Origin of the sequence: Nesterenkonia sandarakina (genome assembly GCF_013410215.1) — a bacterium.
GTDB lineage: Bacteria > Actinomycetota > Actinomycetes > Actinomycetales > Micrococcaceae > Nesterenkonia > Nesterenkonia sandarakina.
The window spans coordinates 2,153,208-2,168,127 of sequence record NZ_JACCFQ010000001.1 but is presented as its reverse complement, the minus strand read 5'-3'; the positions used below and the strand labels follow the sequence as shown (position 1 = coordinate 2,168,127).

Genomic DNA, 14,920 nt, shown 5'->3' with positions numbered 1-14,920 from the left:
AACCGGCCGGGCCCCGCTGATCTGAGATCAGCGGGGCCCGGCCGGTTCATGTCGTGTTGGGCAGTGGGATCAGGTTACTTGACCCCGGTGCGCAGCCCTCGGGCCTTCTCCAGCAGCGCCACGTAGTTGCCGCGATGCTCGATCAGATCCGCCTGGTACTTCTCCGGCACCTGGGCCACCTTGGCGGACCAGTAGTCGGACTTCTCGGCGGTCTTAATCAGGCTGAACTCGCGATCCTCGGGAGCCTTCTCGGAGAGGTCCACGTAGCGTTGGTTGTACTTCTCGGCGTTCTGAATGGCGCGCAGCGCGCGGCCCTTCGGGGCCAGCAGCGAGGTGGCGACAGTGACTAGCAGTACGGCCACGATGACCAGCAGGGAGAGCCCGGTCTCGATCTCCACCACCGAGACGTCTTCCCCGCCGTTGATGAAGGGCAGGTTGTTCTCGTGCAGGGCGTGGATCATCAGCTTCACACCGATGAAGCCGAGGATGAGCGCCAGGCCGTAGGAGAGGTAGATGAGCCGGTCCAGCAGGCCGTCGATCAGGAAGTAGAGCTGGCGCAGGCCCATCAGGGAGAACGCAGTGGCGGCGAAGACGATGAACGGCTCCTGGGTGAGCCCGTAGATGGCCGGGATGGAGTCCACGGCGAAGAGCAGGTCGGTGCCGCCGATGGCGAGCATGACGAGCAGCATCGGGGTGAACATGCGCTTGCCGTCGATGCGGGTGGTCAGCTTGTCGCCGTGGAAGTCATCGGTGGTGTTCAGGTGTTTGCGGGCGAAGCGGATGATGAAGTTGTCCGCCTCGTCTCCCCCGGAGTCTCCGGCGAGTTCCTTCTTCAGCAGCTGCCCGGCGGTCATCAGCAGGATGATGCCGAAGAGGTAGAAGACGTCGCTCCACAGGTTGATCAGCCCGGCGCCGAGGAAGATGAACCCGCTGCGCGCGATCAGCGCGAAGACGATGCCGAAGAGCAGGACCTTCTGCTGGTACTCCCGGGGGACATTGAAGCTGCCGATGATGACCAGGAACACGAAGAGGTTGTCCACCGAGAGCGCCTTCTCCGTGACGTAGCCGGCGTAGTATTCGGTGGCCATCTCCGGGTGGCCTAGGGCGAAGAACCCCAGGCCGAAGAGTAGCGCGACGCCCACGTAGAAGGCGGACCAGAGGGCCGCTTCCTTGATGGTGGGGGTGTGCGCCTTGCGCACGTGGAAGACGAAGTCGAAGAGCAGCAGGCCGATGATCAGCGCAAGCGTGACGGTCCAGACCAGTGGGGAGATCTCCATGAAGGAGCCTTTCGCGAAGGAGGGTACAGCGATGTCATCGCGAGTCTCTCCGCCTGAGTCCAGGCCTCTGTGTCCGGCGAGGCGACGTTGCCCCACGTGCTGACGACCACAGTGTTAGGGATACTCCCCCACGCTTGGGTGATGTTACACCGAACCGACGAGCAAAGCTTGGAATCATAACTAATGTGGTCGGGGCCCTAGGGAGGTATGCGGACATAGCCCCAGCCGTATGGGCTCGGAGCCAACCATCCGGGTGCTCATGGTCACAGTCGAAAACGCCCGCGGCTTCGCAAGTGGACATCGATCCGACACTGGACCATAGTTGTTCAGTGTGAATGCTGCGGGTGTTCGGCTCTCCCCGAGCCCCGTATAGGGCACAAAAAATGGCCAGCCCACTCGTCCGCCGTAGTCCTCGGCTCCCGCCGGTTCTGATCGAGATCACGAGAGCTTCCATAAGGACGAGGACGACCCAAACAGCAAACGACCTAGATTTGGGCAAAACCGTGTACGGAGTAGGCCAGGCCAACACAACCCTCCAGATGGCGTGGGAGGCGAACGCTCCCCCCGAGTTCCAGATAGGTCTCATCGATAGGCTCACTTATATGACTACCCCAACATCCCTCGCCGATTCACTACTGAGGCGCTTACGGCAAGCGGTACCCGGCGGAGTCCAGGTCTCCGTCAACTTGTCGAGCTTCTCACGGTGGCGCATTGGGGGCCCCGCCGATGCCCTAGTCGAGCCCACCAACCGTCACGAGGTCGCAGGAGTCTTGCAGCTACTAGAAAGCACGGGCACGCCCTACTGCGTGGTAGGAGAAACTTCGAACCTACTATTCGATTCAAGGGGGCTACGCGGCGTTATCGTCCGGATTGCCGCCCGCATGTCTGGAATCAGTTTCGATGGAAGGGATGTGGTGGTCAAAGCGGGCACTTCGGTCCCCGAGCTAGCTCGCGCAGCGGGAGCGAAAGGACTCAGCGGGATCGAGCACACCGTGGGGATCCCCGGAACGCTAGGTGGCCTGGTGATAATGAACGGCGGCAGCCAACGAAAGGGAATCGGATCAAGCGTAGCCTGGGTCCGCTACGTCGATAGAGTGGGCACTCTCATAGAACTCTCCCGGGAAGACTGTGAGTTCTCATATCGAAGTTCAGCACTTCAGCGGCTTGGCGGTGTGGTCACTGAGGTTGGATTGCGCCTCGACCGGGGTAATACAGACGAGATCGAAGCTGAGATGGACGAAATAGTGGCTTCTAGGCAAGCCCGATTTCCTGAGGATGCACCCAACTGTGGCTCAACATTCCTGTCCAATCCTGCTATGTACTCTAGCGTTGGCCCACCCGGCAAGGCGATCGACGATGCTGGACTTAGAGGCACACAGATTGGAGGCGCTCAGATCTCGCCAAAGCACAGTAACTTCATCAACAACGTCGGGGGTGCGACATCGGACGATGTTCTCGCTCTGGTTGGCTTGGTGCGAGGCGCCGTCTTAGAACGGACCGGATTCCGAATGGACGCAGAAGCCCGCTACGTGTCACCTGATGGGAAGGTTACTGCCGCCCACACGGTCTCCGATGACCGTGCCGCGAGCCCCGGAACATCCATGACACCCATTCACCCGAAGTGAGCCAGAAAAGTCTCTCAGCGTCCGCCGCTCGAGGTGGAGCCGTCACTCTGGTTGCGCAGCTTGCGCGAGTCGTAATTCAAGTCGCCCAAGTCGCGATACTCGCCAGACTGATCGCTCCCGAGTCATACGGACTTCTCGCAATGGCGATAGCCTTTACAGGCATCGCTCAAATTCTTCGCGACTTCGGACTTTCCACGGCCGCGCTGCGGATGGCAGAACTGACCGGCCAACAACGAACAAACTTGTTCTGGCTGAACTTTGCGGCTGGAACCGTGATTTCAGTCATAGTCTTCTTACTATCTTGGCCCATCGCGGCCTTCTACGGCCAGAGCGACCTAGTAACACTCGTTCAATGGGTTTCTCTATCATATGTACTTAGCGGTGTCACCGCACAGTTTCGCGTAGCCATCAGTCGCAGCCTGAGGTTTCGAGCCCTTGCCATCTGCGATGTAGTGCCACCCATCATCGCGCTCCTGGCTGCCGTCCCTGTAGCGGCGGCCGGTTACTCGCTAGCGGCACTTATCGTTCTTCAATTAGCACTGCCAGCAGCAGACCTGGTCCTGAGCGTTACTCTAGCGCGATGGCTTCCAGGCCTGCCCAGACGAACGAGCGGCATGCGGAACCTCCTGTCGTTCGGATTCTCCTTTGCAGGAACGCAAGTGCTCGCATACTTCACGCGCAATATCGACAGCGTAATTATCGGACGCCTGTGGGGCCCCACAACGCTTGGTTTCTACGACAGAGCATTCCAACTTTCAGTGGTTCCGGTAAACCAAATCAACACTCCCATGACAAAAGTGGCACTCCCGGTGCTTTCGCGCGTGGTCGAAGACACCGCCAGGTTTGAGCGTGGGATCCGTTCTGCGCAACTAGTTTCCTGCTATATAACGGCTACATCGCTCTGTGTCATGGCCGGCCTAGCGTTCCCTATTGTTGACATACTTCTAGGCGACGACTGGGCACAGTCTGCGCCGTTGTTCGCCATCCTTGCTATAAGCTCAGTCTTTCGAGCGATCCAGCAGATCGCGATCTGGCTGCAAGTGGCGAAGGGATCCTCGGCATCTCTGCTGCTGGGCAACGTCATAGGGCAACCCTTTGTCATTCTCGCCATCTGTTGCGGCATCCCGTGGGGCGCGACAGGAATCGCTATGGGGAGCGTCGCGGGTTACGCCGGCTTCTGGATCTTCTCCATGCTATGGGCTGGGAGAAATACTGGAGTTCCAACTTGGCCCCTCATCTCGCGAGCAACCAAGGTGGTCGCACTCCTGAGTGCTCCCGCCGGACTCTCGGCATTCGCCATCTCGAGTTTAGTCTCAATCCCGAGTTTCGGACTTATCCTGCTTGGCTTGGCCACCTCTCTGGCGACCGTATTATTGAGTCTCGCTCTGTTTCCATTTGCGCGCCGGGATGTCGCCAAGATACTTGGTTTAGTTCGATCGGGTTTTCGAGGATAGTTCGAAACTTCATTCACAGCACGAAATGAATATAGAGGTGAAACTTATCAAATGAAGGTGTCAGTAATAGTTGGTTATTACAATCGTCGCGAGGTACTCAAGCGAACTCTTGACTCATTGTTGAATCAGACACATTCCGATTTCGAAGTAATTGTATTTGATGACGCGTCAACAGACGGAACAGATCTAGAACTACTGAACTTAAGCAATATTTACAATGATCCACGCTTAAAGTATGTAGTACACTCAAGCAATATTGGGTTTGTACAGGGATTGATCAATGCGATAGATATGGCAACCGGTGAGTACATCGCCATCCACGGCTCCGGTGACGTGGCGGCACCCACGAGACTGGAGCGGCAAGCAGCATATCTAGATCAGTACCGAGGCGTGGGTGCAGTAGGCAGCTGGTACACCAATGTGAACGACCTTACAGGCGACCGCAACCCAGTAAGGCCTGATGCGAATCATGTTGATCTCGCGTCCCTGAGGATGCAGAACGTTTACTCGCACGGCGAGGTGATGTTTAGGCGATCTGCATATGATCGAGCGGGGGGGTATAGGCCCGAGTTTCGGTTTGCACAAGATATTGACCTCTGGCTCAGAATCCGTCGAGAGTATCGGCTGGCAACGATTCCCGAGTTCCTCTATGAGCGTCACATCCTGAGCGACGGTGTCACGCACAACCCTAAGAAGTTCTCAGATCAAGCGCGCTTCTCTCTCCTTGCGCGTCGACTCCTTGACATGACCCCTGAGGAAACCGCCAGGACCCTTTCGTCACTTCGCTTACATGGGCCGTCCCACGTAGTGGACAAAGCCGACCCCGCTCTACAGAAACGGTTCTTCTGGGGTGCGATCGACATGGGCCTCGCCGGATCCCCGAGCAATGCGGTCATATCGGCTAAGGAGAATCTAATATCACCTTCCAAGCGCTTGCTAGTATCCGGTTTCTTTTCGATCTACGGAACAAAATACCTAGGCGCTCCCGTACGCTCGGGCGCCAATTGGGCCTTGCGGTCGAGACGGACCCTAAGGCAGGCAAGAGGTAGATTTAAGTGACATTTAGCGAATTGAGAGCCTAGGGATATTGGAAATAGAATGGTAGTAGAAACCACCTGCACTACAGTTGATGTAGTCATTCCCACGATCGGACGCGGATCTGTTGTCCGCGCAGTTCGATCCGCAAACAGCCAGACGATTAGCACTCGCGTTTTCGTGGTTCTAGACCGACTCGAAGAGCTCTCCAGCTTGGAGCTGCTACTCCAGGGCTTCGAGTGCGAGATCCTCCTCACGGCAGGCGCACAAGGGGGCTCCATTGCTCGGAACATCGGTTTCGGCGCAGGAACCTCATCGCACGTCGCATTTCTCGATGATGATGACTGGTGGGACCCAGAATTCCTCGCAAGTCGGCTTGAGGCACTCTCTAGTCAAGAAGGCAGCCAGGGCGACCTTGCTTTGGGCGCCTTTATGCATGGTTACGGGACTAACTTGGGGGAGTACGCGAAAGCCCCCGGCCTAGTGCCACCCGTAGACGATCAGAGGCGTCTTCCGAGCTACATAGTAATGCGAGACCGATTGAAGTTCGGGAGAAATGCCGTTCAAACCAGTAGTATGCTCTTCCGGCGCGATGTACTGGAAGATAAGCCCTGGGATGAGACCCTTCCCAAGCATCAAGACTGGGATCTCGTACTAAAGCTGGTGTCGAATCTGGACGTGACAGTGGTGTGGGACGACGCTGCCCTGAGTTACGTGGAGCGCAACAGCCCTTTATCCGTGTCAAAGCGACGGAACTGGAGAGCGTCTTACGGATGGTGGGAAACAAATAGGAGATTGCTCTCGAAGCGCGCTAGCGCAGATTTCCTTGTTGCCCATGTCCTTCGCGCCGCAGTCGCCCAACGTGACATGACCGGAGTCCGCCAAGCACTTCGTGGCTTGCGGGCTGTCCCTCACCTAGGCGCTGTCGCAGTTGGACTGTCCGGGATCAGTGGCAAGTAACGTGCGCAGTGCACGGCTTGTGGCTTTCGGCTTCGAAGGCGGCTGCGATAAACTCGAGGCCATGAATCACCTCGGGCCGTGACATATGCGGTCTACATTAAACTTCACGAATTCCGGAAGCCGTTCACTTCATCCAGCTACCTATTGCGTGGGTGGCCGGCACCCCGTCGTCGCTCTCCCGATTCCGACTCACGGAGCAACGCAGACAGCACCGCAGAAACGGTTTCACACAGACGACATCATAGGAAGTCTCACATGAGCAGCGAGACCCACGTCCGTAGCGTGTACGGAGATTTAGGGGACCGCACGGCCGTACCACGGCTCATCCGGTGGTCGCTGTATGCCCTACTGGCGGTGGCTGCACTAGCGAGCCTACCAATGGTCGGGCGCTACTCCCCGCTCCCACTGTCCACGGCGTTAGACTTCTGGATAGGGCTTTTTCTACTCACGGCCCTGGTACGAGGCCCCCTGCGTGCGCCGGTACTGCTAGTAGGACTAGTGGGCTACACCCTAAGTTGGCTAACGCCCGGACTCGCCAGCGATGCCCCCCTGCCTGATCTCGTGCAGGGGTATAAATGGGCGATCTATCTCTTAGTCTTTGCCCTTGCCATCGGCCGACGCTGGGAACCCACGCGCGGACTAGTGCGTCTGACGTGGTTCTTGCTCATCATGGCGATCATTAAGTCTGTCCTTAGCCTGCTGCTTGAGGGCCCAGGTGAACGGCCAGGACTTCTAACCGAGAGCAACTATGATATCGCTCTCTACTCTGGACTTACTATCGTTTGCTACCGGCACATGGGACGGTCGCGGGCGTTAATGATTTTGCTGCTTGGCTTGATAGTAATCCTATCCGGATCCAGGAGTGGTGCGGTTACCTTTTTTATTGTGGCGTTATTTGCGGTTTTTCAAGCCCGAAACTCAAGCTTGATTCTAAAGTACTTGATGGCGTGCGCAATTCCATTATTAGCATGGGTTCCCCTCATGGTATTTCAGGCTCGTTCAGCGGGAGGGGTGAGTATCGACCGTCTCGGATTTCTCGACGTGTTCCTCGCTGAGACAAGTGACTGGTCTCCATTGAACTGGCTCTTTGGCACCACGCCACTCACTCCCCTCAGTTCGAGTGCATGCAATTCTCTCTCATACTTTCAAGGACTATTCTCGACGGCGGGGGATGGGTCTTGCTACTCTGTTATATTGCATGCTTTTGTTCTCAGGATAGTATTCGATGCAGGGATTGTGGGACTTGTTTTTGCGATCGCTATTCTTTGGTACACGATGCGTAGAGCAGGCTTGAACCGCTTCATGACACTGACTTTCCTGGCAATCGTTATAGCTAACGGGCTGTCCGTCAGCGGGCTCAACAATCCATATGTTGCTCTTCCGGTACTACTTGGCATTCTCACAGCGCAGAGTCCATCCGGGGTTCCGACTACGAACCATAAGGCCGTCAGGTGACGGCGTTGCATCAGGAGACTGAGTTACCCGGGTCGAAGCGTAGTTAGACACCGTCGTTTAATATCGGAGCGAAGACTTGATGCCGGCCGAAGCCCTCCATACTTATGGCGTCGCTAACTCCACGGATCACCCTCACGTACTCCGCTGAGAGCAATGCCATCGTCTCCTGAGGTGCCTTTAGAACTCAGCGTGCGACGCTTAGAGACATGCGCCACTGGTGCGCAGTAGTACCGAGTGATCACCAAAGGGAATCGAAACAATCATGCCATTCTGGGGCTCGCCTGGCGCCTGCTGGAGAACCTCTACGCGACGGGATATTCCACAAGACCCACACCCGGCTCGAATCGCGTCGGTGTGGTCCCCAGGCTGTTGGCAAAGTCAGAGAGACGTACCCGCGGGCTTGTCGGACTGAATGTCCGACGACTGCAGGCCATGCTGATTGGTTCCTGGAATCTAGCCGGACACGCGCGCGGACTTGGATGCATCAGGACTTCTCGCTATCCATAGATTTCCAGGCGAGTAGTCCAGAACACCTGGCAAGCGACTCGACCCATGCCGAGAAACTATGGTTCACGTCTCTGCTCAGTGACAGTACCCGTCTCATGGAGCTCGCCGCGGGTTGACGGGTGACTACGCTGCCGAGCGCTGCGTTGGAGATCACCCTGCCACCACCTGCACCCGGTCCGGGGCAGGCGACTAAGGCATCGAATCGAACGATCCCGATCATGTGACGCAGGGCAATATATGGGGTTAGGGCAACTGCTCTCAAGATCAGCCAAGTCGGCACCTAAGGGACGCTTTTTATCCCGCAACATCTGGCAGCCCGCCCATACACCACGACGATCTTGGTTTCTGCTTACGAGGCCGCTGAAGTCGCCGGGCTCGATGATGATCCACTAGGGCGGACCGATTTAGCCTTGAACCGGTTGCATGGACTGCACCCGAGACGAGTCTGACGAGTTCGCACGAGTACACCAGCTGCCGGCTTGACCGGGACCATCGACACACTCACCCTCGGTAACCAGATGCTCTTCTACTCTGAAGTGTTCAGCCATCGTTTTCGCCAGATCGATTAGGTGTGGGAACATCGGCATATGTCAATACCCGATGGAGTCAGTCGCCTGCTACTTCAGCAAATGGTCGCTTCGCATACAGAGCGCCACGGCCACCCCAGTAGCAGTCAGTTGCGGCATCTAGAGCAACTATCGAAGGACATGGCTTGGGATCTAGGCTCACGCCCGAGGAAAATCTCCGGCAGATCAAGCTCATCGTACGAGCGATCTAGTAATTCGGGCTGATGCAGGAAGTATGACAGATGGGCTTCCTTGGTCGTGCAGCGAGTGACACTGCCTTTTGAGCATCTTGTCCTCGCAGGCTATCGAGGCCACCCTAGCGAGTCCCACTTACTTCTTGCGTCGGTAGGACGTCCGCTCGATCCATGTCATACTCCGGAGCCTCGGTCCCTTGCTAGTGGCGCAAGGATTGAGCCTCGAGGACTCTCTTCTAGAGCACCCAGCCGGAGCACTCCCCCCACGGCGTTCCCTCTGACAGCGACAACTGAGGCCATCGGAACGATCAATCAAAGCTGATTGAAGGTGTCGAGTATCTTCTTTGCCCCAACTGACCTCTCCGGCCCAGGTGGACCACACATCGAGTGATGCAATCGCCTCGGCAAGAACGGGTGGCCACGGTTCGACGCTTTCGCCGCCAGCGAGATTCTTATTCTGTAATGGACCGCATGGCCGAATACCCGGCGTGAGGTCCGATGTCCAGCCACGGAGGTGTGGAGCCGACCCTCAAGGTGCGGTGTCGGTAGTGTCAGTCAGCCACAGTCCTAAGCGAGTTCGATGGAGCGGCGTTGGACAAGGTCAACGTGGACCCCCGGGTCCCGGTGGGTGGCCTTGCCTCTCTCGGGCTTACCGATCATCCAAGTGACCCCGTGATCGGCAGAGCCACCAAACGGTGCACGTGGCCATCGATTAGTCGCACCGCTCAGCCTGACCGGCGATGTACCGGCACTCGATCCCGGGGAATTCCCGATCGGATCGATCAAGGCACCATGTCACGTCTGTCACAGTACGCCAGAGAGGTGACCAACAGGATGAAAGGCTAGCGGGCTTCCTTCAACTACCCGCACGTCAGCGGAACGGGGATGCCGTTCTAGGCGAGATCAGGTACAAGCGACTACTCCATTCTGAGGGGATCCGAATTGGATTAAAGCAGCACGCCGGACGAAGGATCCACTACATTTACGACTCCGGGCGCCTGATGTTCTGCCTTGCTGCTTCCCGCTCAGACATCCCATCGGTGGACGAATCAGGTGCGCGATTCCCGGCCATACCGGAACAGAGATTAGCCTGACGCCGCTAATCCACCAACGCTGTGTCGTATGCGGCAAAACCCTTGGCAATCTCTGCCACCGTGACTCTATGCTCACGCTGTTGAGCCAACTTGGCTGCCTCGTCCTTCAACTCCTTACCAGAATTGGGCACGGTTAATACCCCTCCGAGCCGACGATAGGCCGTAGAACATCAGCTGTGATCAAACTTTAGATGAGCCCATACGTCTCGTTCCGGCGAAGTAGTTACGTTCGTGGCCCTACTCACGCTCGGGCCAGCCTTCACCTTACTAGTTGTGGAGCGGGCGCGTCGTGGACAGAGAGGTCCGCACCGACCGACCTCAGTTTCGACTCGAGGCGATCATAACCGCGAAGGGCAAGCTCCACATTGTTCACCCTGGACGTACCGTTGGCACAAAGAGCTGCCATGAGAACTGACATCGACCCTCGGAGGTCGGTAGATTCAGCTTCGGCCGCAGAGAACCGCTGCGGGCCTCTCATCGTTATGGCACCAGGCCGAGCCTCAATCGCACCCAGCGGTAGGAACTTCGCCAGTTCCTGCACGAAACCGATCCGTTCCGGATAACGGTAGTCGAAAACCCTTGATGTCCCTGCGGACAGCAGGCCTAGCATCACAAAAAAAGGCTGCATATCAGAAATCACACCCGGATGAGTGCCACAAGCCACCTCGAAAGGCTGAATCGATCCAGACTTTAGAGACTCTGGCGCAACGTATAGCGAGTCAGAACTCCCCATCAGGTCAACACCCGCATGCTCGAGATGGATCAAGGGGACTTGCATCGCACTGAATGGAACCCCCTTCACCATGAGGTCACCGCCGCTAATCAGTGCATAGACAATCCAAGTCAGCGCCTCAATGCGATCCGGCATGACGCTCATGTGAGCTCCACCCAGGAGACCGCTGTGACCTGTCACGACTATGTGGCTGTTGCCCGTCACGACAATGTCAGCACCCATTCGCCTAAGAAGCTCTATGAGGTCATCAATCTCCGGGGTTATGTACGCGTTAAAAATCGTCGATGTGCCTTTGGCGACGGCTGCGCATAGAAGGGCATTCTCGGTCCCACCAACTGTGCTAATTGGAAAATCGATACTGCCTCCTCGCATCTCGCCGCGAGGCGCCGTGATCTGAATGTAGCTCGGGGTCTCTGTGACCTCGCAACCCAGGGCTTCCCACACCATCACATGAAGATCGTATCCTCGCCCGCCTCCCGCGCCACCCCCGATTTTACAGCCGGCCGGGTAAGGAATGCGTGCGCGACCAGTCCGCGCCAGCTGCGGTGCGGCTAGTAGATAGGTGGTCCGGATCGGAACGTCATATCCATCCGAGTTCAGGTCAGCGGCATCAAGGTGAGGTGTATCAACCGCGATCGTTTGCCCAGCTTCGTCTACCCGAACGTTCGCACCCATCGACTGCACAAAGCGCACCTTGTGCTGTGCGTCCACAAGGGAGGTGGGAAAGTTGCGTAGCTCCACATGGTCCTGAGTCAAAAGAGCCGCCGCGAGAAGACGCGTCGCGGAATTCTTGGCTCCACTCACTTGAACCCGCCCGCTGGGGACGTTTCCTCCTTCAACTGTTGCGTACATGATTCCCCTTTCGTTTGAACTGAGTTGGAGCAAGTCTCATCGTGGAGATCAAGCCGGTTGCATACCTAGACGACAAGCGTCCAGGTGCCTGGGACAGTCTGAAAATCCATTCGATCCCGAGCGCCTGCATGAATCGAGGAGCACGGTGCTCACGGCCCGCAAGGAAACCGAACCAACCCCCGCAAGTCACTATCAACGTCTCGGGCAGCCTGGCCCAGTTTTCTTGAACCCAAGTGGCCTCTCGAGGCATACCAAGGCCCACGATCACTATGTCGGGACGCGACGCGTGTACCTTCTTGAGAAGGTCCTGATGATCCGAGTGGTACCCATGCTCTGCCAGTACCACTTCACAGTCGGCGGAACGCTCGAGACTGGTACCCGCGTCATTGGCCAGGCCCTCAGTCCCACCGATTAGCGCCAGTCGGCAGGTTCGGCCTAGGCTTAAACTCGCTTGCCGAATTACGTCTACTCCGATGTCAGTAGTGGCAGCGCGCGTCATCCGGGTGGCGCCTGCCATTCGCGCCAGGGTAACCACGGCTGCACCGTCCGCGTAGACCACGTCAGCCCGATCGAGCGCTTGTACGAACTCTTGGTCATTTCGGTGGTTTAACCCGCCGACGTGGAGTGCGTACGCCACAGCACGCTGATTCTTTCCGACGAGTTGGCTAATCCTCTGCACGACCTCCTGGGCGGAATGATCGTGAACGGAGAATGGGCCTACCCCGACTCTCTGAGTCTCCAAGGAATACCTTTCCATTTCTAATACGCTCCGGATCCTCGAATGACGACATTGGCGGTGCGCCAAAGAATGACAAGGTCGGCGGTGAGGGACCAGTTTTCGACGTAATAGAGATCAAGTCTCACCGCCTCTTCCCAAGGCAGATCCGATCGCCCGCTAACCTGCCATAGACCTGTGATGCCTGGCTTTACCAAGAACCTTCGATGGACGTGATGCTCGTACTGGGCTACCTCTCGCGCCAATGATGGCCTGGGGCCTACTAGTGACATACTGCCCATCAGGACATTGAAGACTTGAGGGATTTCGTCGATGCTGTAGCGGCGTATGAACCGGCCAACGCTCGTTACACGGGGGTCGTCCTTCATTTTGAAGAGGACACTGCCAGGGTCCATCCGATCTGCCGCATCAAGCTGAGCCAGGACCTGCTCCGCGTCACGACGCATCGACCTGAACTTCCACATACGAAACTCTTCGCCGTCGAGTCCGACTCGCTGCTGCTTGAAAAGAACGGGCCCCGGTGAAGTGACCTTTACCATCACAGCGACGACAGCCATCGGAAGCCATAGCAACGCGATAATCAGCAGAGAACCCACGATGTCGAAAGTCCGCTTCATTGCTGCCCTGAGGCCGGTATAGCGTGGGGTCTCCACATGCATTAGTGGCAACCCTGCAACGGGGCGGCTGTGGATACGCGGACCGCTCACGTCAGTGAGACTTGGTGCCATCACCAGCGAGTATTGCCCCTTCTCGAGTTCCCAACTCAGCTCCCGTACACGCTGGGGGTCGAGATGGTCGGCTCCAGTGATGATGGCGGTATCTGCGCCGATTACGTCCATGGCCCCGCGCACCCCATCGAAGTCACTGATCACCGGGACATCCCCGATAGCAAGGACCCCGCTGTCTCTGGGATCTTGTGCGAGCGCCGCGCCTACCACGTGATACCCGGCCCAAGGCTGCTTGGACAGCTCATCGGATATGTGACGGATTGACGAGCGCGAACCCACGAGGACTACCTGATTCGAATAGTCGCCTCGCGCGCGATGGCCTTTCAGCCACTTGCGCCACGCCATCCGGGCGAACAGCAAGCTCGCGATTCCGAGGGCAAAAGTCAGGATTAGGTAACCGCGAGCGACGTCGAGCTTCAGCAGGAACATGAGGGTTGCAACCGCCGCAAAAAGACCAATGCCGCTATCAGTGATCTTTCGGTACTCCGTGTAGCCCACACCCATGACCCTGGAATCAACGCTACCCACGGCGATCAGGACACACATCCATAGGAGCAAAATGAGACCTGAAACAACCCCGTAGCTAACTTCGCCCCCGTACTGGTCGCCTGGGCTAGTCGGGACACTGAAGTTTGCCGTGTCGTCGAACCCGAGCCAAAACAGCTGGACACCGCTAATGATCAGGGCAAGGACCGCGAAGTCAGTCGTTAGCAACCGTCTTGCGTAACGTTTTTGCCACACCTTCCGTGGCAGAACTTCCTCGGTGACGGCACGAATCCCGGTGTAGGTGGCGTGCATGTCTGGAGCCTGCGCAGCGCTCACGAGTTGAGATCCCTTCCAAGACTTGCAGAAACTGATACTTGGTCCCCCGCCCAAACCCAGAGGGTCTCGCCTTGGAGGTCTACTGCGGTAGTTTCACCCGGCTGGTTAGCTACGCAGGAAATTGGTTGAACCGATTCGTTTCCGAACTCGACCAGAGCCAGGCCATCGCATTCTGCGGACTCCAGCGCCGCAACCCTACGACCGTCAGAGCCGCTCACCGCAACGACGGCGTCGATGCCGGTCTCATCCCAGGAACGGTTCTGGGAATCCAAGTTCCACAGCGACCCGTCCTGACACACGGCTGAGGCCACTCCCCCAGTCACTGCTACTTGCGTGAAGCTGTTGCAGGGACCTTGAATACGTTCGCCGCTCCATACCATCACTGACGAATCGCGTGGATCAATAAACACCGAGTTTTCAATTACCTGATCCTCTCGGGTCCATGTTGCCCCGGAGTCGTAAGTTCGCACCCCGTAAGCCGAACAATCATCTCCCGACGCGATGGCCGCCTGGACAGCCGTGTAGTCAGCGCCTGATAGCCAGAGAGGGCGCCCTAATCCATCTGCGGCGGGGTACGCAGCACCCCATGTTTCTCCCCCGTCAATAGTCAGTTCAATCTCAGCGCGCTCCTCGCAAGCGCCCCCCTCAGAACGCCACGCCACGGTTTCACTCACGACTGAGAGAAGGCGTGGTGCAGTTTGTGCCTCATCAGGCTCAGGCGGCGACTGCGGCTCGTCGACGATGTCCTCCGAGTGGTCTTCAGCCGGCGGCGAAATCTCACTTGACGCCTGCCAATCCGCAGTCTGGGGAACGTCTCTACCCCATCCGAGCGCGAGCGCTACAAGGAGAATGTCGACTGCAACGAAGGCAACAAGACCAACT

The 14,920-nt window shown here is 57.4% G+C and carries 8 protein-coding genes; 4 read left to right on the top strand and 4 right to left on the bottom strand.

Annotated elements, in window-relative coordinates; translation table 11 throughout:
- Nucleotides 1-74: 74 nt before the first annotated feature.
- Nucleotides 75-1,277 carry a TerC family protein gene (locus HNR11_RS09975; protein ID WP_179442149.1) on the bottom strand — a complete coding sequence of 401 codons (1,203 nt, stop codon included), beginning with the start codon at nt 1,275-1,277 and terminating at the stop codon, nt 75-77.
- 335 nt (nt 1,278-1,612) lie between these two features.
- Here HNR11_RS09975 and murB point away from each other — a divergent pair, with 335 nt between their 5' ends.
- From murB to HNR11_RS14375, 4 genes are read left to right on the top strand one after another with little or no spacing between them, the layout of a single operon-like run.
- Complete coding sequence (murB, locus tag HNR11_RS09970; protein ID WP_343050646.1) at nt 1,613-2,902, top strand: UDP-N-acetylmuramate dehydrogenase; 1,290 nt, start codon at nt 1,613-1,615, stop codon at nt 2,900-2,902.
- Nucleotides 2,899-4,356: an oligosaccharide flippase family protein gene (locus HNR11_RS09965; protein WP_179442147.1), complete on the top strand. Its 1,458-nt coding sequence runs from the start codon at nt 2,899-2,901 to the stop codon at nt 4,354-4,356. The genes murB and HNR11_RS09965 overlap by 4 nt, the downstream gene beginning before the upstream one ends.
- Before the next feature lie 51 nt (nt 4,357-4,407).
- Complete coding sequence (locus tag HNR11_RS09960) at nt 4,408-5,415, top strand: glycosyltransferase family 2 protein (RefSeq protein WP_179442146.1); 1,008 nt, start codon at nt 4,408-4,410, stop codon at nt 5,413-5,415.
- Between the two features lie 39 nt (nt 5,416-5,454).
- Complete coding sequence (locus HNR11_RS14375; protein WP_179442145.1) at nt 5,455-6,351, top strand: glycosyltransferase family 2 protein; 897 nt, start codon at nt 5,455-5,457, stop codon at nt 6,349-6,351.
- A gap of 4,075 nt (nt 6,352-10,426) precedes the next feature.
- Here HNR11_RS14375 and HNR11_RS09950 read toward each other — a convergent pair.
- Genes HNR11_RS09950 through HNR11_RS09940 form a run of 3 tightly spaced genes read right to left on the bottom strand, consistent with a single transcriptional unit; the run spans nt 10,427 to nt 14,014 of the window.
- On the bottom strand, nt 10,427-11,752 hold the full coding sequence (locus HNR11_RS09950) for a UDP-N-acetylglucosamine 1-carboxyvinyltransferase (RefSeq protein WP_179442144.1): 1,326 nt from the start codon (nt 11,750-11,752) through the stop codon (nt 10,427-10,429).
- Entirely contained in the window at nt 11,736-12,509 is a 774-nt protein-coding gene (locus HNR11_RS14370) for a WecB/TagA/CpsF family glycosyltransferase (RefSeq protein ID WP_425488261.1), read from the bottom strand. The genes HNR11_RS09950 and HNR11_RS14370 overlap by 17 nt, the downstream gene beginning before the upstream one ends.
- Before the next feature lie 2 nt (nt 12,510-12,511).
- Complete coding sequence (locus HNR11_RS09940) at nt 12,512-14,014, bottom strand: sugar transferase (RefSeq protein ID WP_179442142.1); 1,503 nt, start codon at nt 14,012-14,014, stop codon at nt 12,512-12,514.
- Between the last annotated feature and the right edge of the window lie 906 nt (nt 14,015-14,920).